The sequence below is a fragment of the Variovorax sp. DXTD-1 genome (assembly GCF_003984625.1).
GTDB lineage: Bacteria > Pseudomonadota > Gammaproteobacteria > Burkholderiales > Burkholderiaceae_C > Variovorax.
Genome location: NZ_RWKH01000009.1, coordinates 39,723 through 61,449 on the forward strand (window position 1 = coordinate 39,723; position 21,727 = coordinate 61,449).

19 protein-coding genes are annotated in these 21,727 nt (G+C 67.2%); 8 read left to right on the top strand and 11 right to left on the bottom strand.

Going from position 1 to position 21,727, the window contains the following annotated elements:
- Position 1: 1 nt before the first annotated feature.
- From EJI00_RS10375 to EJI00_RS10415, 9 genes are all read right to left on the bottom strand, one after another.
- Positions 2-1,702, bottom strand: coding sequence for a tannase/feruloyl esterase family alpha/beta hydrolase (locus EJI00_RS10375; RefSeq protein WP_126747386.1), 1,701 nt, complete (start codon positions 1,700-1,702; stop codon positions 2-4).
- Positions 1,703-1,735: 33 nt separating this feature from the next.
- Positions 1,736-2,440, bottom strand: coding sequence for an ABC transporter ATP-binding protein (locus EJI00_RS10380; protein ID WP_126747387.1), 705 nt, complete (start codon positions 2,438-2,440; stop codon positions 1,736-1,738).
- A complete protein-coding gene (locus EJI00_RS10385) occupies positions 2,433-3,194 on the bottom strand; it encodes an ABC transporter ATP-binding protein (protein WP_126747388.1) in 762 nt (253 codons plus the stop codon). Before EJI00_RS10385 ends, EJI00_RS10380 begins: the two co-directional genes overlap by 8 nt.
- The gene (locus tag EJI00_RS10390) at positions 3,191-4,174 is read right to left on the bottom strand and encodes a branched-chain amino acid ABC transporter permease (protein WP_126747389.1); all 984 of its coding nucleotides are present in this window, start codon (positions 4,172-4,174) and stop codon (positions 3,191-3,193) included. The genes EJI00_RS10385 and EJI00_RS10390 overlap by 4 nt, the downstream gene beginning before the upstream one ends.
- Positions 4,175-5,047 (bottom strand): branched-chain amino acid ABC transporter permease, encoded by an 873-nt coding sequence (locus EJI00_RS10395; protein ID WP_126747390.1) that lies wholly within the window; start codon positions 5,045-5,047, stop codon positions 4,175-4,177.
- 328 nt (positions 5,048-5,375) lie between these two features.
- Positions 5,376-6,551, bottom strand: a complete 1,176-nt coding sequence (locus EJI00_RS10400) for an ABC transporter substrate-binding protein (RefSeq protein WP_126747391.1) — start codon at positions 6,549-6,551, stop codon at positions 5,376-5,378.
- Between the two features lie 154 nt (positions 6,552-6,705).
- On the bottom strand, positions 6,706-7,692 hold the full coding sequence (locus EJI00_RS10405; RefSeq protein ID WP_126747392.1) for a PDR/VanB family oxidoreductase: 987 nt from the start codon (positions 7,690-7,692) through the stop codon (positions 6,706-6,708).
- Positions 7,693-7,733: 41 nt separating this feature from the next.
- Positions 7,734-8,516 (bottom strand): GntR family transcriptional regulator, encoded by a 783-nt coding sequence (locus EJI00_RS10410; protein ID WP_126747393.1) that lies wholly within the window; start codon positions 8,514-8,516, stop codon positions 7,734-7,736.
- Positions 8,513-9,619, bottom strand: coding sequence for an aromatic ring-hydroxylating dioxygenase subunit alpha (locus EJI00_RS10415; RefSeq protein WP_126747394.1), 1,107 nt, complete (start codon positions 9,617-9,619; stop codon positions 8,513-8,515). Before EJI00_RS10415 ends, EJI00_RS10410 begins: the two co-directional genes overlap by 4 nt.
- A gap of 145 nt (positions 9,620-9,764) precedes the next feature.
- On the opposite strand from EJI00_RS10415, the gene EJI00_RS10420 reads away from it, so the two are divergent.
- From EJI00_RS10420 to EJI00_RS10430, 3 genes are read left to right on the top strand one after another with little or no spacing between them, the layout of a single operon-like run.
- Positions 9,765-10,886 carry a 5-methyltetrahydropteroyltriglutamate--homocysteine S-methyltransferase gene (locus EJI00_RS10420; protein ID WP_126747395.1) on the top strand — a complete coding sequence of 374 codons (1,122 nt, stop codon included), beginning with the start codon at positions 9,765-9,767 and terminating at the stop codon, positions 10,884-10,886.
- 27 nt (positions 10,887-10,913) lie between these two features.
- Positions 10,914-11,600, top strand: a complete 687-nt coding sequence (locus EJI00_RS10425; protein ID WP_126747396.1) for a glutathione S-transferase family protein — start codon at positions 10,914-10,916, stop codon at positions 11,598-11,600.
- Between the two features lie 40 nt (positions 11,601-11,640).
- On the top strand, positions 11,641-13,020 hold the full coding sequence (locus tag EJI00_RS10430; RefSeq protein ID WP_126747397.1) for a phospholipase D-like domain-containing protein: 1,380 nt from the start codon (positions 11,641-11,643) through the stop codon (positions 13,018-13,020).
- Here the strand turns inward: EJI00_RS10430 and EJI00_RS10435 are convergent.
- Complete coding sequence (locus EJI00_RS10435) at positions 12,998-13,720, bottom strand: TetR/AcrR family transcriptional regulator (protein WP_126747398.1); 723 nt, start codon at positions 13,718-13,720, stop codon at positions 12,998-13,000. The genes EJI00_RS10430 and EJI00_RS10435 overlap by 23 nt on opposite strands.
- 97 nt (positions 13,721-13,817) lie before the next feature.
- Between EJI00_RS10435 and EJI00_RS10440 the strand changes: the two genes are divergently transcribed.
- The 5 genes from EJI00_RS10440 to EJI00_RS10460 all read left to right on the top strand — a co-directional run bounded on the left by EJI00_RS10440 (position 13,818) and on the right by EJI00_RS10460 (position 20,618).
- A complete protein-coding gene (locus tag EJI00_RS10440) occupies positions 13,818-14,828 on the top strand; it encodes an HlyD family efflux transporter periplasmic adaptor subunit (RefSeq protein ID WP_126747399.1) in 1,011 nt (336 codons plus the stop codon).
- 162 nt (positions 14,829-14,990) lie between these two features.
- Positions 14,991-16,802: an ATP-binding cassette domain-containing protein gene (locus tag EJI00_RS10445; protein WP_126747400.1), complete on the top strand. Its 1,812-nt coding sequence runs from the start codon at positions 14,991-14,993 to the stop codon at positions 16,800-16,802.
- Complete coding sequence (locus tag EJI00_RS10450) at positions 16,799-17,935, top strand: ABC transporter permease (RefSeq protein ID WP_126747401.1); 1,137 nt, start codon at positions 16,799-16,801, stop codon at positions 17,933-17,935. Before EJI00_RS10445 ends, EJI00_RS10450 begins: the two co-directional genes overlap by 4 nt.
- A gap of 13 nt (positions 17,936-17,948) precedes the next feature.
- A complete protein-coding gene (locus EJI00_RS10455) occupies positions 17,949-19,067 on the top strand; it encodes an ABC transporter permease (protein WP_126747402.1) in 1,119 nt (372 codons plus the stop codon).
- A 15-nt stretch (positions 19,068-19,082) separates the two neighbouring features.
- Positions 19,083-20,618 (top strand): efflux transporter outer membrane subunit, encoded by a 1,536-nt coding sequence (locus EJI00_RS10460; RefSeq protein WP_126747403.1) that lies wholly within the window; start codon positions 19,083-19,085, stop codon positions 20,616-20,618.
- Here EJI00_RS10460 and EJI00_RS10465 read toward each other — a convergent pair.
- The gene (locus EJI00_RS10465) at positions 20,615-21,667 is read right to left on the bottom strand and encodes an ROK family protein (protein ID WP_126747404.1); all 1,053 of its coding nucleotides are present in this window, start codon (positions 21,665-21,667) and stop codon (positions 20,615-20,617) included. The genes EJI00_RS10460 and EJI00_RS10465 overlap by 4 nt on opposite strands.
- Between the last annotated feature and the right edge of the window lie 60 nt (positions 21,668-21,727).

The following is a 21,727-nucleotide window of genomic DNA, read 5'->3' on the forward strand; positions in this document are numbered from 1 at the left end:
GCTACCTGCTGCACTGGAAGCTGCCCGCCTGCGATGCGTCGCCACCCGTGTAGCGAGGCCACAGCGGCCATTCGCACAGCGGACGGGAACGAACCACCCTGAACGGCGGCTGCACTTCCTGCTCGGCCAATTGCAGGCCGCCCGGTGCGCGGCCGCGTTCGACCCAGTCGGCCAGCGCGCCGAGCATGTCGACATTGGCCGGCGCGCCGGCGCCCACGTGGTCCACGCCCGGTGCGGTGTAAAGGCGCATGAAGCGGTCGACGTTGTCGCGCCCCATGCGCGCCACCACCGATTCGTAATAGCGAATGCCGGCGAACGGGCTCTGGGCATAGTCGGCCATGTGCTCCAGCATCAGCAGCTTGCCGCCGCGCGCATGGAACGCGCTGAGATCGGGGTTGGTCGAATCCATCAGCTGCGAGACGGTGGCAATGCGCGCGGCGAAGTCTTCCGCACGGTAGTTGCGCACGTCGAGCGACGGATTGCGCGCATAGAAATACTGCAGCGCCCCGCTGCCGTAGAACCATGCAATGCCGTTGCTCTGTTGCGGCGGCACCGTGGGCGCGGCAGTGCCCGTCCACCACGCGTTCCAGCCGCCCGTGGCCGCAAAGGCCGGCGTGCCTTCGCCGCCGATGCCCCAGCCGGGGTACTCGGCCACGCCGTGCGCCAGCGGCACGGGTGAGCGCCACGGCGAGCGCAGCGTGCGCACCGCCTGCACCTGCGCATCGTTCAGGCAGTTGTCGCCGCTGGTGCCCGCGGCGCAGCGCAGGCTGGCGGGATCGAAGCGCTGCAGGCAGGCCACCGGGTTCGACACGATGCCGTCCACAGCACCGTCAGTGGCGTCGCACGATGCGAGCACTGCGTTGTGCACCAGCTGCACCTGCGCGGGCCGCAGCCATCCTTCGCCCATGGTGGCGATGCCGTTGCGCGTGCCGGCATGCTGCAGTCCCGTCCAGTTGATGACAGGCACGCGGCTGAAGATGCCGTCGAAATCCCGCGGATAGCGCTGCGCCATGGTGAGCCCCTCGCGCCCGCCCTCGGAGCTGCCCACGAAGTACAGCTTCTGCGGTGCCTGCCCGTAGGCGCGCTGCATCAGCGCCACGGCCACGTCGCGCACCTTCTTGTACGAGGCATGCGCAAAATTGACCAGTGCCTCGTCGTTGAGCGCAAAGGCCTGCGGCGGCTGGCCCTGCACGTTCTGGTGGCCGGAGTCGGTGCCGTAGGTCACATAGCCTTGCGCGAGCGGCGTGGGCTGGTCGAAGCGCGCGCCCGGCACCAGCGCAAGGCCGGTGATCAGCACGCCGTTGAAACCGCCGCCGCCGTACTGCACGCTGCGCCCGTTCCACGCGAGCGGCAGGTTGACCTGGAACAGGATCGGCGGCGCCGCCGCATCGAGCGGCGCAATGCGCCCGAGCACCCTGCAGTGCGCGGGCGTAGGCGGCGTGATGCGCGCCGCGGGAGTACCTGCGCGCTCGGCCACGGCCAGTGCGGCGGCCGGAACAAGCGTGGCCGAGTCGATCGTCGCTGCGCCGCTCGGCAGGCCGATGGCCGCGGGTGCCACCGGCGCGATGAGCGCCGCGCAAGACGCCGCCGGATTGGCGCCGAGCGTGAGGTTCTGCGGCCCTGTGGTGGTGCTGCAAGCAGCCAGCAAGATGGCGGAGGCCAGCATGGCGCCCCCGTAAAACACTGTCTTGGGGATCGCCATTTGTGTATGTCTCCTTCTTGTTTGCCGGGACAGTTACCGGGCCACGCCCAGCAATCTTTCAAGCACCTGGGGCTGGCTGCGCAATGCCGCCGCGCTGTCGGTGTGCACGATGGTGCCGTGGTCGAGCACCACCGCGTGGTCGGAAATCGCGAGGATCGCCTGCGGGTGCTGTTCCACGATGATGGCCGCCAGCCCCTCGTCCTGCGTGATGCGGCGGATGGCGCGCAACAGCTCTTCCACGATGATCGGCGCGAGGCCTTCGAGCGGCTCGTCGAGCAGCAGCAGCCGGGGGTTGAGCACCAGCGCCCGGCCCACAGCCAGCATCTGCTGCTCGCCGCCCGAAAGCTGCGTGCCGAGGTTGGTCTTGCGCTCGGCCAGGCGCGGGAACATCTCGTAGACGCGCTGCGGGCTCCACTTTCCGGGCCGCTCCACCGCCGTGAGGTTCTCGTGCACCGTGAGCGACTTGAAGATGTTGCGCTCCTGCGGCACCCAGCCAATGCCAGCCGCCGCGCGCTGGTGCGGTGCGAGCTTGTGCAGTGCCAAGCCACCGAGCGAGATGCTGCCGCCGTGCTGCCGCGTGGCGCCCGCCAGCGTGTTGATGAGCGTGGTCTTGCCCGTGCCGTTGCGGCCCAGGAGCGCCAGCGTTTGCCCTTCGCCGAGCGAAAAAGCCACGTCGTGCAGCACCACGGCCTCGCCGTAGCCGGCGCTCAGGTTCTCGATGCGGAGCAACTCAGACATGGGCGTGCTCCCCGTGGCCAAGATAGACCTCTTTCACCTTCGGATCGTTGGCGATGGTTTCGGGGTCGCCCTCGGTCAGCAACGTACCGTTGACCAGGACCGTCATGCGGTCGGCAAAGCTGAACACCAGGTCCATGTCGTGCTCGATCAGCAGCACCGACACATCGGCCGGCAATGCGGCAACGGTCTCAAGCAACTCTTCGCGCTCGCCCGCAGGCACGCCGGCCACGGGCTCGTCGAGCAGCAGCACGCGCGGCTCGCAGGCCAGCGCAATCGCAATCTCGAGCAGGCGGCGCTTGCCATAGGCCATGAACTTCGTCTGCTGCTGCGCGACGTCGCCGAGATGAAACTGCTCAATCAATTGCGATGCGCGTTCCGTCACGGCCTTGGTGGAGCCCAGCGGGCGCCACCATTGCGCACCGACGCCCTGGTGCTGCGACACGACGAGCGCCAGCGTTTCAAGCGGCGTCATCGAATCGAACAGCTGGTTGATCTGGAAGGTGCGCACCAGCCCGCGCGCCACGCGCTTGTGCGGCGCCAGCGTGGTGATGTCTTCGCCGAGCAGTGAGATGCGGCCTTCGGTGGGCACGAGCACACCGGTCAACAGGTTGATGAGCGTGGTCTTGCCGGCGCCGTTGGGGCCGATCAGCGCATGGCGCGCACCGCGCTTGAGTTCCATGGTGACGTTGTGGGTGGCCGTGATGCCACCGAAGCGCATCACCAGTCCCTGGGTCGAAAGCACGGTGTCGGTCATGCGCCGCTCCCCTTTCTCTTGCCCAGCCACGTCCACGGCTTGAGCACGCGGTCGCGCCCCACCAGAACCAGCAGCACCAGCAGCAGCCCGATCCAGAACATCCAGTACTGCGGCGTCACGGCCGAGAGCCAGTTCTGCAGCAGCTTGAAGACGATGGCCCCCGCCACGCCGCCGTAGAGCCAACCCACGCCGCCGATCACCAGCATGAGCAGCACGTCGGCCGATCGGTCGAAGGCCAGCACGTCGAGCGAGGCGAAGCCGGTGGTCTGCGCCAGCAGCGCGCCGGCGGCACCGGCAATGCCGGCCGCCACGGTGTAGATGACCACCACCCGCGACACCACCGGAATGCCGATGGCCATGGCACGCAGCCGGTTGTCGCGAATCGCCTTCAGCGTGGCGCCGAAGGGCGAATGCACGATGCGGCGCATCACGAGGAAGAGCAGAAGCATCACGGCCAGCGAATACCAGGCGGCCGTGCGGCCGTACAGGTCGAACTCGAACAGGCCGAGCACCGGCCCCATCACCACGCCCTGCAGCCCGTCTGCACCGCCGGTGAGCCAGTCGAGCTTGTTGGCGAGCTCGAGCAGTAGCAGCGCGGTGCCGAGCGTGACCATCAACCGCGTGAGGTCGCTGCCCCGCAAAATGGTGACGCTGGCCACGAGCCCGAGCATGGCTGAGAGCACGGTGGCCACCAACAAGCCCACGGTCGGGTCCGGCATCACGAGCTTGGCGAAGAGTGCGGCCGTATACGCGCCAAAGCCGAAGAAGGCGGCATGGCCGAGCGACACGATGCCCGTATAGCCCAGGATCAGGTCGAGCGACATCGCGAACAGCGCGACGATGGCAATCTCGTTGACCAGCAGCGAATGCGAAGGCATGAGGAACGGCAGCGCGAACGCCACGGCCCACACCACGAATTCGAGTGGGCGCCACCGCGCCTTGTGCAGCAGGGTCGACTGGTACGTTGAAGGCTCGTTCATTCAGCGGCCTCCCTTGCGCGTGAACAGGCCTTGCGGCCGCCACATCAATATCAGGATCATGAGCAGGTAGACGGTGAACGCGCCCATCTTGGGAATGAAATACTTGCCTGCCACGTCGGCAATGCCGAGCAGCAGCGCGGCCGCGAGCGGCCCGGTGATCGACGAGGTGCCGCCGACCGACACCACGATCAGGAAATAGATCATGTACTTGAGCGGAAAGGTCGGATCGAGCCCGAGGATCTCGGCACCCAATGCACCACCGAGCCCCGCAAGGCCGGAGCCGACCGCAAAGGTCAGCAGGAACACGATGTTGACGTTGATGCCCAGCCCCGCCGCCACGCGCGGGTCATCGACTGCGGCGCGCAGCCGGCTGCCGAATCGGGTCTTCGAGAGAATGAGTTGAAGCACCACGGTGAGCACGGCGCACACGGCGATGATGAAGAGCCGGTAGTGCCCCATGCCGAGCAGCAGCGCACCGTCGCCCACCTCGGTGCGGCCGCGCAGCCATTCGGGCAACTGGATGTTCTGCTGCGAAGAACCGACGAAGTAGTCGATGGCCGCCACGGCCATGAAAGCGAGGCCGATGGAGAACAGCACCTGGTCGAGGTGCGGCTTGCCGTACATGGGCCGGTACAGCGTGCGCTCGAGCAATGCGCCAGCTAATGCCACCACGATGAACGCGAGCGGAAGGCAAGCCAGAAATGGCACGCCGAGTTTCTGCATCGCAAACACCGTGAGATAGCCGCCCGCCATCGCGAAGGCGCCGTGCGCCAGGTTGATGAAGTTCATCAGCCCGAGCGTCACGGCCAAGCCTACCGCGAGCACGAAGAGCAGCATGCCGTAGGCAATGCCGTCGAAAAGAATGGTCAACATGTTTGTTCTTCGGGTCTTGTGCTGTTGTTCAGGGCGCTGTTGTTCAGGGTGTGTGCAAAGGCCACCGGGTACTCCCCTCCGCGAATGTCCCCCGGCCTTCGGCCTCCTCCTTTATTTCGCTGCGGGGAGCACCCGATGGCCTGTGCACTTGGACGCGCTTCTGGTGCACCGCTGATCAACGACTGCTCTGAATCACGCACCCGCCGGCGGGGTGCCTTGCGCAGCGAAATAAAGGAGGAGGGGCGCAGCCCCGGGGGACATTCGCGGAGCAAGGTACCCCGTCGGCGGGTGCGCGCCCTGAACAACGCACGTCATGCACCCCGGGCAATTACTTCGCCTTGCCCGGATCCTTCACACCCTTGATCACATCGAACTCGACGTTGTAGAGCTGCCCGTCCTTCTTCTCGACCTTGCGCAGATACACGTCCTGCACGATGTCGCGCGTCTGCGCATCGATGTATACCGGACCGCGCGGGCTCTCGAAGATCTGGCCCTTCATGGCCGCAAGCAGCGCATCGCCGCCGCCCTGCCCCTTGGTCGCCTTCAGGGCTTCGTAGATCACGCGCATGCCGTCATAGCCGCCGACGGCCATGAAGTTGGGGCGCATCTTCGGGTTGGCCTTCTGGAAGGCTTCGACAAACTTCTTGTTGGTGGGCGAAGGATGCGCGGCCGAGTAGTGGTGCGAGGTGACCACGCCCAGCGCGCCGTCGCCCATGTCGTTCAGCTGATCGTCGTCGGTCACGTCGCCGGTGGCGATCATGCGGATGCCGGCCTTGTCCATGCCACGCTCGAGAAACTGCTTCATCACCGCCGCGCCCGCGCCCGAGGGTACGAAGACGAACAGCGCATCGGGCTTGAGGTCGCGCACCTTCTGCAAGAAAGGCGCGAAGTCCGGGTTGCGCAGCGGCACGCGCAGCTTCTCGACCACCTTGCCGCCGTTGAGCTGGAAGCGCTCGGTGAAGAACTTCTCCGCGTCGTTGCCCGGGCCGTAGTCGGCGACCAGCGTCACCACCGACTTCACGCCGTTCTTGGGTGCCCAGTCGCCCATGGCCACCGACACCTGCGGCAGCGTGAAGCTGCTGCGCACGATGTAGGGCGAGGCTTCGGTAATGCTGGAGGTGGCCGCGGCCATCACGACCTGCGGCGTCTTCGATTGGGTGGCCAGCGGCGCGGCGGCCAGCGCGGCCGGCGTGACGCCAAAGCCGGCGATCACGTTCACCTTGTCGTTCACGATGAGTTCCTGCGCAAGGCGCTTGGTCACGTCCGGCGTGGCCACGTCGTCCTTGACGATCAGCTCGATCTTCTTGCCCGCCACGGTGTCGCCGTTCTGCGCCATGTACAGCCGCGCGGCGGCTTCGATCTGCCGGCCGGTGGAGGCCTGCTGACCGGTCATGGGCAGGATGAGGCCGATCTTGAACTTGTTGCTGTCTTGCGCGCTGGCAAGCGACATGGAAAGCGCGAGCGCCGTGAGGCCTGCGGTCTGGATGAGTTGGCGTCTTTGCATGAAGTTTTCCTTGGAGAGACGGAATGCGAACCAGCGGTCATTTTTCAACACTTTGCAACACGCGGCGGAGCAGGCAATCACCTACTCCGCCCCCGAGCCGGGACTTTGTTGCGCGATGAACAAATGAACTGCGCGATGATCGCGCAGCGGGTCTTCAGCTGTCGGGCCGGTACGAAGAATCGAGCGTGAGGGTGCCCACGGCACGCGACACGCAGGCGCAAATGCGAGTGGCCGCCTGCTTCTCATGTTCGCTCAGGAACACGTCGCGGTGGTCGACCTCTCCGTCGACGGCGAGCACGTCCATGGCGCACAGGCCGCACTCGCCGCGTTTGCAGTCCCACAGCGTTTCCACGCCGGCGGCGTCCAATGCCTCGAGCAAGGTGCAATCGGCCGGCACGGTAATCGCCAGGTCGTGCCGCGGAATGCGCACCGTGAAGGCCTGCGTTGCGAGGCGCCCGCTGCTGCCGAAGGTTTCGAATCGCAGGTCCGCCGGGGCGCGGCCCGCGGCTTGCCAGGCGCGCTTGACGGCTTCGAGCATCGGCACCGGCCCGCAGGTGTAGAGCTGGCCGCCTTGCGGCAAAGCGGCGATGGCCGAAGCGAAGTCGATGGGCACTGCGCCTTCATGCGCCGCAACGTCGTCGCCCAACGCCTCGCGCAACCGGTCGAGGTAAGCGAACTCTCCAGCATGGCGCGCGCCATAGAGCATCTTCACGGGCACGCCGGTGCGCCGCGCATGCTCCCCCAGGCGTTCGGCCATCAGCACCAGCGGCGTAATGCCGATGCCGCCGGCCACCAGCAGGTAGCCCGGTGCGCTGGTGTCGAGCGGAAAGTGATTCTGCGGGGCGCTCACCTGCAGCCGGTCGCCCACGGCCAGGCGCCACATTGCGAGCGAGCCGCCGCGGCCGTCGTCGAGCCGCTTCACGGCGATGCACCAGCACTGGCCGTCGCCCTCGCCCACCAGCGAGTAAGAGCGCGTCTGCAGCTTGCCCTGGGCGGTCATCACCTGCACCTGCAGGTGCGAACCGGGATCGTAGGTGGCGGCAAAGCCCGGCTCCGGCCGCAGTTCGAACTCGCGCACCGTGGGTGTGACGTCGCGCAGCGCAACGACCTGCGCCTGCATCCATTGAAGATCGCTTTTCATCGGGGACACCAACAGAAAAAAGGAAGAGAAAGGCCGTTCGCTCAGCCGCGCCGGCGGATCAATTGCACGCCGGGCAGCGCGCGCCGCTCGGCGCCGGGCGTGCCGTGCAGCGCCTCGCGCAGGTTGCGCCGCGCGATGCGGCTGTGCTCGCGCATCAGCGCCTCGGCGCGCGAACCCTCGCCGGCCTCGATGGCGTCGAGCACCTGCAGGTGCTGGTCTTGCGCAATGACGAGCATGTCGCGCGCGGCGGGCGAATTGGCCTGCACGACGACAAAGCCGGAGGGCGATGCGAACGGCAGGTTGATCACGCGCTCGAGCTGCTGCGCAATCACAGGGCTCGCCGCCATTTCGCACAGCAGCGCGTGAAACTTTTCGTTGTGCGTGACGTAGCGCGAAAAAGCCGCATCGTCGAGCGCGGGTTCGCGCAGCAGTTCGTCGATGCGTGCCAGGCAGGCGCGCGCCTCGCGCAGCACCACCGGCGCCGCGCCGCGCTCGGCCGCAAGCCGCGCCACCAGGCCTTCGAGCGTGCCGCGCAATTCGATGGCGTCGGCCACGTCGCGCTCGGAAAACGTACGCACCGCATAGCCGCCGTTGGGCAGCGCCTCGAGCAGGCCTTCTTGCTCCAGCCGCATGAGCGCGCTGCGCACCGGCGTACGCGAGACGCCGAGTTGTTCGGAGATGGCTACTTCGGCAATGCGCGCGCCGCCCGGCAGTTCGCCGGCCAGGATCATTTCGCGCAGGCGCAGCTGCGCCTTCACGGCCTGCGAGCTGCCGCCGTCGCCGGCTTCGACGGGCGAGACAGGAGAGATGGCCGCGGTCTTCATGCGGCCTGCTTCTCGGCGGGGCGGATCGGAATCGCGGCACGCGCGGGCTTTTCCTTCTCGATCATGCGATCGATCAGGCGGCGCGCCCACATCGAGCCGGCGTCGATGTTCAGGTTGTAGAACTGGTGGTCCGGACGCTCGTCCATCGCCTTCTGCTGTGCCTCGAGCACGATTTCGTCCTCGCGGAAGATGCCGGCCACGCCTTCGCGCAGCTCATGCGTCAGGCGCTGTTCGCCCAGGCAGTAGTTGCGCGCAAACGCCCAGAAGTAGAGGCAGGTCTTGTCCGTCTCGGGCGTGATGGTGTTCAGCACATAGCCGTTCACGCCCTTGCTGCGGTCGCCGGGGTTGCCGTCCTTCGGCACCGCACCGCTGCCCGCCTCGGCCACGCCCACGTCGATGTTCACGGTGCATGGCCCCTCGAAGCGGATGATCTGCCAGCGGTCGACCTTGCCGGTGTAGCCGCGCGCATGGCGAATCTGGCCGCCCCAGAACGGCGGCGCGTCGATGCTCTCCATCCAGCGCGTGACGGTGGCCGAGCGGTCGCCGTGCGTGGCAACGAAGGGCGCCTCGGCCACTTCGCGGTTGCCGATGGAGGAGCCGTGCACGAAGGTCTCATGCGTCAGGTCCATCAGGTTGTCGACCACCAGACGGTAGTCGCAGGCCACGCGAATCATCTTGCCGTCGCCGGCCCAGGCCGGGTCGTCGTTCCAGTGCATGTCGGGCACCAGGGCCGGGTCGGCCTTGGCCGGATCGCCGGGCCAGATCCAGACGAAGCGGTGCTTCTCCACCACCGGAAAGCTGCGCACGCAGGCCGAGGGATTGAGCGTTTCCTGGCTGGGCATGTGGGTGCAGCGGCCCTGGCTGTTGTAGACCAGGCCGTGATAGCCGCACGCCACTTCGTCGCCTTCGAGCTTGCCCAGCGACAGCGGCATCAACCGGTGCCAGCAGGCATCTTCGAGTGCGGCGACCTGGCCGTCGGTGCGGCGGAACAGCACCAGTTTTTCATTGCAGATGGTGCGCGGCAGCAGCGCGTGACGCACTTCGACGTCGTAAGCGGCGGCATACCAAGCGTTCAGCGGGAAAGTGGGCTTTGGTGTCTTCATGAATACTCAATGTATACAGAAATCAGAAAAATGCCACTGAAAATCACTGAATTAAGGGTAATTACCAAGAAAGATGTATACAGACGCGAGAGTTTCCAAGGCGATACGATGCTCGATTCGTTTACAGCCACGACGGAGATACTCAATGTCCCAGCACGCCGCCCTGCCCGCCCGCTATGACCACGTCGGCAGTTTTCTGCGTCCCAAATACCTGCTCGAAGCACGCGAGCAGAACGCCAAGGGCGAGATCACGCCCGAGCAGCTGCGCAAGGTCGAAGACAAGGCCATCACCGAGATCGTCCGGTTCCAGGAAGACATCGGCCTGAAGAGCATTACCGACGGCGAGTTCCGCCGCACGTACTTCCATATCGACTTTCTCGACCAGCTCGGCGGCGTGAAAACCGACATTCCGGTCACCATCCGCAAGCCCGACGGCACCGAGGAACTCGCGCCGCCCGCAATGCGCGTGATCGACAAGGTGCGCCACGTCAAGGACATCCAGCTGGCCGACTTCCAGTACCTCAAGAGCCAGGTGTCCGCGGGCCGCACGCCGAAGGTGACCATTCCCTCGCCCACCATGCTGCACTTCCGCGGCGGCCGCGCCGGCATCAGCAAGGACGCGTATCCAGAGCTCGACCCCGTGTTCTACGACGACGTGGCCAAGGCCTATGGCGACGAGCTGCGCTCGCTGGCCGCGGCCGGTTGCACCTACGTGCAGATGGACGACACCAACCTGGCCTACCTGTGCGACGAGCACATGCGCGAAGCCGCACGCAAGCGCGGCGACGACCCGAACGAACTGCCGCACCGCTACGCCGCCTTCATCAACAAGGTGGTGGCGCAGAAGCCGCCGGGCATGCTGCTCGCCATGCACCTGTGCCGCGGCAACTTCAAGAGCACGCACGCCGCGGCCGGCAACTACGAGCCCGTGGCCGAGGCGCTCTTGAAGGAGATGGACCTGGACGCCTACTTCATGGAATACGACGACGCGCGTTCGGGCGACTTCAAGCCGCTGCGCTACCTGCCCAAGGGCAAGACCGTGGTGCTGGGCCTCGTGACCACCAAGTTCGGCGAGATGGAAGACAAGGACGAGCTCAAGCGCCGCATCGAGGACGCCGCCAAGTACGCGCCGCTCGAGCAGCTCGCGCTGTCGCCGCAGTGCGGCTTCTCGAGCACGGTGCACGGCAACAACATTGCGGTGGAAGCGCAACGCAACAAGCTGCGCCTCGTGGTCGAGACGGCACAAGAGGTGTGGGGCTCGACCTGAAGCGGCATTTCTGGTGAAGTCGGGGGCATGACAAAGACCACCACAAAAATCTACTCAGGCCCCCTCAGCATGTTCGGCGCGAAGGTGCAGATCGCCGCGCTCGAAAAAGGCATCGACTTCGAACTGGTGATGGTGCCGTTCACCAAGGGCGATGCCTACGAGCCCAAGCACCCGGATGTGCTGCGCATCAACCCCGTCAAGCAGCAGGTGCCGGTGCTGATCGACGGCGAGGTCGAGCTCTTCGACTCGACGCAGATCTTCGAATACCTCGAAGACCGCTACCCAGGCCCCGCGCACCTCGCGCTTTGGCCCCAGGGCATTGCCGAACGGGCACGGGCGCGGCAGCTGGAGCAGAAGTCCGACGAGGTCTTCTTCCCCAACGTGATCAGGCTCTTCGGCCTGCAGCACGACATGCAAAGCGCACCGGCCGTCGCGGCCTGCGCCGCCTGCGCGCGTTACTACGACGAGATGGAAGGCCTGCTGGCCACGCGCGATTACCTCGCCGGTCCGTATTCCTTCGCCGACATCGCCTTCTACATGGCCTGCATCTTTGCCGACCGCAAGGGCGCCCGCATGACCGACGCCACGCCGCGGCTCCTGGCGTGGCGCAGCCGCGTAGGCGAGCGGCCCGCGGTGCGAATGGTGGTCGATCCGATGATGCGCTTTCTCGCCTCCGAGGGGCGCGACGTGGCCTCGTTCCTGATGCCGCGCTGATCGCTGGCGGCACCACCCGGTCCTCAGGCATCATTGCCGCATGCCGAACACGAGTTTCGACTGGCTGCCTTCACCGTCACAGCATTTTCTCGTCGTCACCTTCGCGCTGCTGGTCTACATACTGACCACGCGCGCGCGCCGCGAGCAGCGCGCGCCCACCACCGCCATTGCCTGGGTCATGGGGCTGGTTCTCATGCCCTACCTGATCCTGCCGGCCTACCTGCTGTTCGGCCAGCGCAAGCTGCGCCCGGCGGGCTCGCCACGGCCGCCGCGCTCGATGCCGCCGGGGCACTGGGCGGCCGACCTGATCGAGAGCTTCGGCCTTGCGCCGCCCGGGCGCTGCGCGATCCGCCTGCATGCCGACGGCGAAGCCGCGCGCGAGGCGCTGTGGCAGGTGATCGAAGGCGCGCGGGAGCGCATCGACGTGTGCACCTTCATCATCGGAGACGACGCGATGGGCCGCGCCGTCATCGAGCGGCTGGCGCAGCGCGCGCGCGAAGGCATCAAGGTGCGCGTGCTGCTCGACGGCTTTGGCGCGCTGACCTTGCCGCGCCGCCACTTCGAAGTGCTGCGCTCGGCAGGCGGCGAGATTGCCGTGTTCCGACCCTTCTTCAGCCTGCGCCGCATCGGACCGCGCAACCTGCGCAACCACCGCAAGTTCACCATCGCCGACGACGGCTGGCTGTGGTCGGGCGGCCGCAACCTGGCAGGCGAATACTTCACCGGCAGCGAGAGATACCCCCAGGCCTGGCACGATCTTTCATTCGACCTGCGCGGCAGCGTGGCCGCGGCGGCGGCGCGGCAGTTCGACCATGACTGGAGCTCGGTGCGCAGCCGTAAGGCGCGCACCATCACGGCCGACGACGTGCAGGAAGGCCCGGGCTGCGCCATGGCGCAGTTCCTGCCGAGCGGCCCCGACCAGACCGAGGACACCGCCCACGCGCTGCTCATCGATGCCTGCTTTCGGGCCGAGCACCGCGTGCTTGCAATCACGCCCTACTTCGTGCCTGGCGACGGGTTGCGCGATGCGCTGCGGCTGGCCGCGCGGCGCGGCGTGCAGGTCACCATCGCAATGCCTGCGCAGTCGAACCACCGCCTGGCGGACTTCGTGCGCGCACGCGCCATGCGCGACCTGGCCCGCGCGGGCGTGAGCTTTCGCATGCTGCCCTTCATGGCGCATGCCAAGGCGGTGGTGGTCGACAACGAACTGGCCATGTGCGGATCGATCAACCTCGACCTGCGCAGCCTGCTGCTCAACCACGAGGCGGCCGTGGTGTTCTACGGCCCGCATGAAATCGATTGGCTGGCCGAGTGGATCGAAACCACGGCCTCCGCCGGCGAGCCCTACCGCGCCCGGCGCCCGGGCCTTTTGCGCGACGTGGCCGAGGGGCTGCTGCTCACCGTCGCTTTCCAGCTGTAGCGGCAGCGGGCGCCGCGGCCTTGGCCTCCTTCGCAACGGCGTCGAGGCCGGCGAAGACATAACGCATCAGGTCGTCCGCCAGGCCCTCGGTGTTCTTCAGGGCCGGCAGCACTTCATTGCGCAGGTCCTTGGGGGCCACCGTCATCACGATGCAGGGCAGCACCACGAAGAGCATGCCCCGCTGCACCGAGGGATGATCGTCCGGCAGGCCCATGATGCCGCCGATCAGGCCGCGGATCAGCTTGGCCTTGGGCAGCACAGCCTGGCGCACCATCACCGGCAGCGCCGGTGAAGGCGACAGCGCCTCGCGCAGCACCACCCGAAATCCCCACGGCGCCTTGGGCTGGCTGCCCATCTCCATCAGATGCGTGAGAAAGGTGCGCAGCTTTAGCCGCGGGTCGGCCGGCACGCTGGCCAGGCTGACCAGCTCATCCATGCTCACGAGCTGGCGGTGCGCCTCGATGAGCACGGCTTCGTACAGGCCGTCCCTGCTGCCGAAGTGGTAATTGACGGCCGCCATGTTGGTGCCGGCGCGTGTGCAGATTTCCTTGCTGGTGCTTTCGGCGAAGCCGCGTTCCGCAAACAGCTGGCCGGCCGTCTCGAGGATGTGCAGCCGGGTGGCGTTGCCATCGGTGCGCGAGGTGCGGGCGGCTGTCTGGCGTGGAGCGGGAGAACGGGTACTGGAAGAGCGTGAAGCCATGGCCTAAGGTTAATCGAATTGAAAAAATACTTCAAATTCAAATTTGAATTTGATAACATGCGGCCACTCCAAGTCTGGAACCCGGCAGGAACCGCTCATGAACAAGAAACCTCTCATCGCCGTTGCCCTCGTGGCGCTCGCCGTCACGGCGGGTGGCTGGTGGTACCTCCATCGCTCGGCACCGCCGTCCGACACGCTCGTGCTGTACGGCAATGTCGATGTGCGCCAGGTCTCGCTGGCCTTCAACGCCAACGAGCGCGTGGCGGAACTCGCCGTGCGCGAAGGCGACCACGTTCACGCCGGGCAGGTGCTGGGCAGACTGGACACCCGCTCGCTGGCGCTGCGCGTGGCGCAATCGCAGGCGCGCATCGGCGTGCAGGAACAGGCGCTGCTGCGCCTGAAGACCGGCAGCCGCCCTGAAGAACTCGCCCAGGCCGGCGCGCAGGTGGCCGCCGCGCGGGCCGATGCCGACCTGGCGCAGCAGCAGCTCGAGCGCCTGCAGGCCATCGGCCAGACCACGGCCGGCCGCGCCGTGAGCCAGCAAGACCTCGACAGCGCACAGGCGCGCCGCAAGGTGGCGCTTGCGCAGCTGGACAACGCGCGCAAGGCGCAGCAGCTTGCCGTGGCCGGTCCGCGCAAGGAAGACATTGCGCAGGCGCAGGCGCAGCTCGAATCGGCCCGCGCCGACCTCGCGTTCATGAACCACCAGCTGGCCGAAGCCGAGCTCACGTCTCCCATCGACGCGGTGGTGCGCGCCCGCCTGCTCGAACCCGGCGACATGGCCTCGCCGCAGCGCCCGGCCTTCACGCTGGCCATCACCGATCCCAAGTGGGTGCGGGCCTACGTGGCCGAGCCCGACCTCGGCCGCGTGCGACCGGGCCAGCAGGCGAGCGTGACCACCGACAGCCGTCCCGACCGGCCGGTTGCGGGCAAGGTGGGCTACATCTCCTCGGTGGCCGAGTTCACGCCCAAGACGGTGCAGACCGAAGAGCTGCGCAGCAGCCTTGTGTATGAAATCCGCGTGATGGTCGACGACAAGGAAGACCGGCTGCGGCTCGGCATGCCGGCCACGGTGCGGCTTCAGCTGACTTCGAATGGCAGCCCGTGATGACGAACCTCATCGCTCGTCGTCGCGCATTGCTCCCTCCCCTTTCGGGGGAGGGCTGGGGTGGGGGCAAGCGGCGTGTCTATCGGGCGCTCTGCCCTGCCCCCATCCCAACCTTCCCCCGGAAGGGGAAGGAGCAAGACCGCATACCCGGAGGGACGTTGAATGCTGCGCGCTGAGCCGGCCGTCAGCGGACGCTCGCTGCACAGGCGCTTCACGGTCAAGGCGACGAAGACGGCCGTGCACGCGCTCAACGACGTGTCGCTTCAAATTCCCGCCGGCACGCTCACCGCGCTGGTCGGCCCCGACGGCGCGGGCAAGACGACGCTGCTGCGGCTCATGGCCGGCCTGATGCGTGCCGACGAAGGCGAACTGCGCGTGCTGGGCATCGATGTTTCCGCCGACCCGCAATCGGTGCAGGACCGCATCAGCTACATGCCCCAGCACTTCGGCCTGTACGAAGACCTGAGCGTGCAGGAGAACCTCGACCTTTACGCCGACCTGCACGGCGTGCCGCCGGCCAGGCGGCGCGAACGCTATGCGCGGCTGATGGAAATGACCGACCTCGGCCGCTTTACCGATCGCCCCGCGGGCAAGCTCTCAGGTGGCATGAAGCAGAAGCTCGGCCTGGCGTGCACGCTGGTGCGCTCGCCCGACCTGCTGTTGCTCGACGAGCCCACCGTGGGTGTCGATCCGCTCTCGCGGCGCGAGCTTTGGCAGATCGTTCAGCAGCTGGTGGACGAAGAGCAGCTTTCCGTCATCGTGAGCACCGCGTACCTCGACGAGGCCGAGCGCTGCAGCCATGTGTTCGTGCTGCGCGAGGGCCAGCTGATTGCAGAGGGCACGCCGGCGGAGATCCGCGACAGCGCCGAGGGCCTGTGCTTCGTCGCCACGCCGCCGCCGGGCGAGGCACCGCGCCTGATGCAGGCCCGCCTGCTCGATGCGCAGCAAGATATCGTCGATGCCGTGCCGCACGGCGGCGAGGTGCGCTTCATTCGCCGGCCCGGCACCGGCGACGCCGCGCTTGCGGCGCTGCTGGCCGGCGCCCGTGCCGAGCCGGTGCCGCCCCGGCTCGAAGACGGCTTCATGACGCTGCTGCGCACGCAGCAGGCCCCTGCCGCCGACATCAAGCAATCGGCGGCGGCCAGCGACCTCGCACCGGCCGCGGGCGAGCCCGGCGAAGTGGTCATCGAAGTGAAAGACCTGGTGCGCCGCTTCGGCGACTTCGTGGCTGTGGCGAGTACCAGCTTCTCCGTGCGGCGCGGCGAAATCTTCGGCCTGCTCGGCCCCAACGGCGCGGGAAAGACCACCACCTTTCGCATGCTGTGCGGCCTGCTGCCCGCAAGCGGCGGCCAGTTGCGCGTGGCCGGTGTCGATTTGCGCCATGCGCGCGCACAGGCCCGGCAGCGCATCGGCTACGTGTCGCAGAAATTCGCGCTCTACGGCAACCTTTCGGTGCGCGAGAACCTCTCGTTCTTTGGCGGCGCCTACGGCCTGCGCGGGCAGAAGCTGCAGGCGCGCATGGACACGGTGCTGCACCAGTTCGACCTGCAGAGCGAACTCGACGCGCCCAGCGGGCAGTTGCCCGGCGGCTACAAGCAGCGCCTTGCCATGGCGACGGGCCTGCTGCACGAGCCCGAGATTCTCTTTCTGGACGAGCCCACGAGCGGCGCGGACCCGCTCGCGCGCCGCGAGTTCTGGCGCCGCATTACCGCGCTGGCCGAAGGCGGCACCACCGTCGTCATCACGACCCATTTCATGGAAGAGGCGGAGTACTGCGACCGCATCGTGATCCAGGACGCAGGCAAGCTGCTCGCCATCGGCACTCCGCTGGAGGTGCGGGCGCAGGCGCTCGACGGCGAGCAGGGCGACCGGCGCATCGACATGGAGCAGGCGTTCATCGGCATCGTCGAGAAGGCCCGGCGGGCAGAGCGCCAGAACAAGAGCGAGAACGAAAGCGAGAAGGTAGCGCCATGAGCGGCTTCTGGACCCGGCTGGTCTCGCTCACGCGCAAGGAGTTTCGCCAGCTGCTGCGCGACCGCAGCAACCTGGCCATCGGCATCCTGCTGCCGATGGTGCTGATCCTGATCTTCGGCTACGGCATGTCGCTCGACGTGAAGAACGCGCCGGTGGGCGTGGTGCTCGAAGACGCCTCGCCAACGGCGCATGAAGCCATTGCAGGCCTGCAGCTTTCGCCCACCATCGCGCCCGTGCTGCTCGGCTCCATGCACGACGCCGAGGCGCTCATGCGCGACCGCAAGATCGACGGCATCGTGCGCGTGCCGGCCGACTTTTCGCGCTCGCTGGCCGCGGGCAACGCGCGCGTGCAGCTCCTCGTGCACGGCGCCGACGCGGGGCGCGCGACCATCATCCTCGCCTACGTGAGCGGCGCCCTGGGCCAATCGGCTGTGCGCCAGGCCGACCGCGGCGGCGGCACCGCCGGTGCAGCAACAGCCTCCGCGGGCCGAGTGACCGTGGAGCAGCGCATGTGGTTCAACACCGCGAACACCAGCACCTGGTACCTGGTGCCCGGCCTCATCGTGCTCATCATGACGCTGGTCGGCGCATTTCTTACCGCGCTTGTCATGGCCCGCGAATGGGAGCGCGGCACGCTCGAGGCGCTGTTCGTCACGCCGGTGCGGCCGGTGGAAATACTGGTGGCAAAAATTATTCCGTACTTTGCGGTCGGCATGCTGGGCCTGGTGCTGTGCCTGCTGGCCGCGCGCTTCCTGTTCGCGGTGCCCATGGTCGGTTCGCTGTTCGCGGTGGTGCTCAGTTCGATGCTCTACCTGATCGTGGCGGTAAGCCTCGGCCTCGTGATCTCGTCCGTCACGCGCAACCAGTTTCTTGCAAGCCAGGTGGCGCTCATCGCAACCTTCATGCCTTCGATGATGCTGTCGGGCTTTTTGTTCGACCTGCGCAATGTGCCCGCGGTGGTGCGCGCCATCGGCCATGTGCTGCCGGCCACCTACTTCATGGATCTGATCAAGACACTGTTTCTCGCGGGCGACGTCTGGCCGCTGATCTGGCGCAACTGCGCAATCCTCACGGCCTATGCGGTCGGACTGCTGCTGCTTGCCCGCGCCGTCACGCGCAAGAGCCTCGACTGAAGGGAGGCGCCCCATGACCGATTTTCTGCTGCGCATCGCCAACCTCTGCCGCAAGGAGCTGCTCGCCATCCTCAAGGACCCGGCAAGCCGCGTGATCCTGTTCGTTCCGGCCATCATGCAAAGCCTCATCTTCGGTTACGGGGCCACGTACGACCTGTCGAACGTGCCCTATGCGCTGCTCGACCAGAGCCGCACGGGTGCGTCGACGGAGCTGATTGCGCATCTGGACAGCACCGGCGTCTTTCACCGCGTGGCCACGCTGCGCACCCAGGCCGATATCCGCGAGGTGATCGACACCGAGAAGGCGCTGATGGTGATCCAGATCGCACCCAACTTCGAGCAGCAGCTGAGCGCCGGCCAGCTCGCGGCCATCCAGCTGATATTGGACGCGCGCAACTCGAACACCGCGGGTTCGGCGGCCGGCTATGTGGGCTCTGTGGTCGAGCGCTACAACGCCGAGCTGCGCACGCGCGCCGGCGCGCCAATGGCCCCGCTCACCATCGAATCGCGCGCATGGTTCAACCCGAACCTCGAGACGCGGTGGAACCTGCTGCCCGGCCTGATCGCCGCGCTCAGCATGCTGCAGACGCTGCTGCTCACCGCGCTTTCGGTGGCACGCGAGCGTGAGCAAGGCACCTTCGACCAATTGCTGGTCACCCCGATGTCGCCGCTCGAAATCATGATCGGCAAGGCGCTGCCGCCGGTGCTGGTCGGCCTTGCGCAGTCGACGCTCATTCTGCTGGTGGCGCTCTTCTGGTTCGGCATTCCGATGGCGGGCTCGCTGGCCACGCTCTATACCGGGCTGATCTTCTTCACCGTGGCCAGCGTGGGCATCGGCCTGTCGATCTCGGCGGTGTCGGCCAACATGCAGCAGGCCATGCTCTACACCTTCGTTCTGCTGATGCCGATGATGCTGCTGTCAGGCCTGACCACGCCGGTGCGCAACATGCCTCACGTGCTGCAGGTGATCACCATGGCCAACCCGTTGCGCTTTGCAATCGACCTGGTACAGCGCGTGTACCTGGAGGGCGTGGGCCTGGCCACGGTGTGGCACAACCTGATTCCGCTTTCGATCATCGCCCTTGTCACGCTGCCGCTGGCAGCCTGGCTGTTTCGCCATCGCCTGGCCTGAACCCGGGAGCCTTGCATGTCCGCACCACGAACCCTCCTCTTCTCCCTCTCATGTTCCGCGCTCGCGCTTCTTCTTGCGGGGTGTGCCGTGGGGCCCGACCATCGGCCCGCACAGGCGCAGGCGCCGGCCGATTGGTCCGCATGGCATGGCGGCTCGCCGGCGCTCCTCGGCGCCGAGCGGAATGCGGCGCCCATGGCCGCCGCGTCCGGCGACTGGAAAGCCTTCAACGATCCGCTGCTCGACCGCCTGCAGGCGCTTGCGCTCGCGGCCAACCACGACCTGCAGACCGCCGCCCTGCGCTTCGCGCAAAGCCGCGTCCAACGCACGGCGGCGGCCGCGCAGCAGGGTCCGCAACTCAATGCCAGCGGCGGCGTCAACCGGCAGCGGCAAAGCGAGACCGGCGCCGCCACGCGGATGATCGACGCACTGGGTTCGTCGGTGTCCAACCGCGACCAGTTGATTCGCACGCTCAGTGAGCCCTACAACCTCTACCAGGCGGGCTTCGACGCATCGTGGGAAATCGACCTGTGGGGCCGCGTGCGCCGCAGCATCGAAGCCGCCGATGCGGATACGGGCGCATCGGCCGCGCTGCTGCGCCAGGTGCAGCTGAGCGTGGAGGCCGAGGTGGCGCGCAACTACTTCGAACTGCGCGGTGCACAGCGCGAGTTGCGCCTGGCGCGCGCCGACATCGAAGCCGCCGCCGAATCGCTCGAACTGGTGCAGGCGCGTGCGAATGGCGGCCTGGTCACCGATCTGGACCCGACGCGCCAGCGCACGCAGCTGGCCGAACTGAAGGCGCGCATTCCGGCGCTGCTGCAGCAGGAGGCGCAGGCGATGAACCAGATCACGCTGCTGACCGGTGCCATGCCCGGCACGCTGAACGCCGAGCTTGCGGCGCCGGAGTCCGGCCGCGCAAGCGACATGCCCGAGGCACCGCCGCTGCCCGAGCTTGCCCTCGGCCTGCCGTCCGACCTGGCGCGCCGCCGGCCCGACATCGCCGCGGCGGAAGCGCAGCTGCATGCCGCCACCGCGCGCATCGGCGTAGCCGTGGCGGATCTCTATCCGCGCGTGACACTGGAAGCAGGCTTCGGCTTCGAATCGGTGGGCAGCGAACGTTTCGGCGAATGGGGCAGCCGGCAATGGCATATCGGGCCTTCGATCAGCCTCCCCATCTTCGACAACGGCCGGCGCCGAAGCACAGTCACGCTGCGCGAGCTGCAGCAGCAGGAGGCGGCGGTGGCCTTTCAGCAGACCGTGCTCAAGGCGTGGCACGAGATCGATTCCGCGCTGAGCGCCTATGCCGCCGAACGCCAGCGCCACGCCGAACTGGCCGAGCGCGAGCGCCACAGCCGCGACGCGCTCACGCTGGCCCAGGCGCGCTACGCCAACGGGCTCACGGATTTCGGTGTCGAGCTCGACGCCCGCCGCACGCTGCTGCAGGCACGGCGCGACCAGGCGCAAAGCACGAGCCGGCTGGCCGTGGGGCTGGTGGCCGTCTACAAAGCTCTTGGCGGCAATGTTCCGCCGGCAGCCAGCGCACCGCCGGACTAGAAGGTATTGGTGAAGCTCGCGTTGCCAAGGCCCGTGCCGATGGTCAGCACGCCCCAGTGGGAAACGTCGCGCATGAACGGCAGCTCGCTCAGCCCTTGCACCACCGCGTCGTTGTGCATCAGGATGAGCGTGGGGCCGGAGCCGATCATCGGCATGCGCCGCCACAGCGCGCTGGGCAGGTGGAACGCGCGGCTCTGCCAGTCGCCTGGCAGGTTCTGCGTTCCGCGCTCGATCGATCCGTCCTTGCGGATCAGGCCCGGGCACGCAATGCCGATGAAGGGCGCCAGGCGGATGTCCTTGCGCTCGCAATAGCGAACCATGTCTTCGAGCATGAGCGCAATGCGCTCGACCATGTCGGTGCGGTTCGGCCCGTCGTCCGCATGTCGCCACTTCTCCCTGCGCACCACCTTGGCCTGCGACAGGTCCGAGGCCTTGCTCTGGCGCGTCTTCACGATACCGCAGCGCACGTTGGTGCCGCCGATGTCCACCGCCAGGATGGCGTCGTGCTTCTTCAGCATGGCGCGCGGGGTCAGGTGCACCCAGCCGATCAGCCCGCCGTCGTCCACATCGTGCGACAGCCGGCCGAGCTGAACGTGCACGCCCATGTCTTCGAGGATGGCTGCGGTTTGCAGAATGGCGCGCTCGCCCACGTCGCTTTCGATGAAGCCGCCGCCCACCACGATGCGCTCGACCTTCTTCCATGAAGGCTGCCGGGTGAACCGCTGGATCACGAAGGACAGCTCCTCGGCGAATTCCTCGATGGCACCGTGCATCAGGTCGCCGGCGGCCGAGGTCTTTTGCAGCACGCGGTCGAGCTGCTTCTTGCTGAGGTCGCGCGAGTGCTGCTTGCCGAGCGGGTCGGTGCCGGTCTTGCGGCGGCGCTTGCGCCAGCGCTCGAGCAGTTCCCGGAACGCGGTCTGGCTGGCCTGGTCGCCCACAAAGCCGTCCTTGTCGCGCAGCTGCAGGCTGTAGCCCTCCACCCGCAGCCCCGGGAGTTCGCGCAGGCCGTGAACGTCAGGGCCGGGCGGGAGATCGGTTTTCTTGTTCATGGCAAGGACTATGGATGAGTCGGCTTCTGCGAAGCATCGGTAGCCCGCACCAAGGTTTGT

Bases quoted from the DNA above. Each gene is read 5' to 3' on its own strand.
- EJI00_RS10375 (WP_126747386.1), bottom strand. From the start codon at position 1,702: ATGGCGATCCCCAAGACAGTGTTTTACGGGGGCGCCATGCTGGCCTCC.
- EJI00_RS10380 (WP_126747387.1), bottom strand. From the start codon at position 2,440: ATGTCTGAGTTGCTCCGCATCGAGAACCTGAGCGCCGGCTACGGCGAG.
- EJI00_RS10385 (WP_126747388.1), bottom strand. From the start codon at position 3,194: ATGACCGACACCGTGCTTTCGACCCAGGGACTGGTGATGCGCTTCGGT.
- EJI00_RS10390 (WP_126747389.1), bottom strand. From the start codon at position 4,174: ATGAACGAGCCTTCAACGTACCAGTCGACCCTGCTGCACAAGGCGCGG.
- EJI00_RS10395 (WP_126747390.1), bottom strand. From the start codon at position 5,047: ATGTTGACCATTCTTTTCGACGGCATTGCCTACGGCATGCTGCTCTTC.
- EJI00_RS10400 (WP_126747391.1), bottom strand. From the start codon at position 6,551: ATGCAAAGACGCCAACTCATCCAGACCGCAGGCCTCACGGCGCTCGCG.
- EJI00_RS10405 (WP_126747392.1), bottom strand. From the start codon at position 7,692: ATGAAAAGCGATCTTCAATGGATGCAGGCGCAGGTCGTTGCGCTGCGC.
- EJI00_RS10410 (WP_126747393.1), bottom strand. From the start codon at position 8,516: ATGAAGACCGCGGCCATCTCTCCTGTCTCGCCCGTCGAAGCCGGCGAC.
- EJI00_RS10415 (WP_126747394.1), bottom strand. From the start codon at position 9,619: ATGAAGACACCAAAGCCCACTTTCCCGCTGAACGCTTGGTATGCCGCC.
- EJI00_RS10420 (WP_126747395.1), top strand. From the start codon at position 9,765: ATGTCCCAGCACGCCGCCCTGCCCGCCCGCTATGACCACGTCGGCAGT.
- EJI00_RS10425 (WP_126747396.1), top strand. From the start codon at position 10,914: ATGACAAAGACCACCACAAAAATCTACTCAGGCCCCCTCAGCATGTTC.
- EJI00_RS10430 (WP_126747397.1), top strand. From the start codon at position 11,641: ATGCCGAACACGAGTTTCGACTGGCTGCCTTCACCGTCACAGCATTTT.
- EJI00_RS10435 (WP_126747398.1), bottom strand. From the start codon at position 13,720: ATGGCTTCACGCTCTTCCAGTACCCGTTCTCCCGCTCCACGCCAGACA.
- EJI00_RS10440 (WP_126747399.1), top strand. From the start codon at position 13,818: ATGAACAAGAAACCTCTCATCGCCGTTGCCCTCGTGGCGCTCGCCGTC.
- EJI00_RS10445 (WP_126747400.1), top strand. From the start codon at position 14,991: ATGCTGCGCGCTGAGCCGGCCGTCAGCGGACGCTCGCTGCACAGGCGC.
- EJI00_RS10450 (WP_126747401.1), top strand. From the start codon at position 16,799: ATGAGCGGCTTCTGGACCCGGCTGGTCTCGCTCACGCGCAAGGAGTTT.
- EJI00_RS10455 (WP_126747402.1), top strand. From the start codon at position 17,949: ATGACCGATTTTCTGCTGCGCATCGCCAACCTCTGCCGCAAGGAGCTG.
- EJI00_RS10460 (WP_126747403.1), top strand. From the start codon at position 19,083: ATGTCCGCACCACGAACCCTCCTCTTCTCCCTCTCATGTTCCGCGCTC.
- EJI00_RS10465 (WP_126747404.1), bottom strand. From the start codon at position 21,667: ATGAACAAGAAAACCGATCTCCCGCCCGGCCCTGACGTTCACGGCCTG.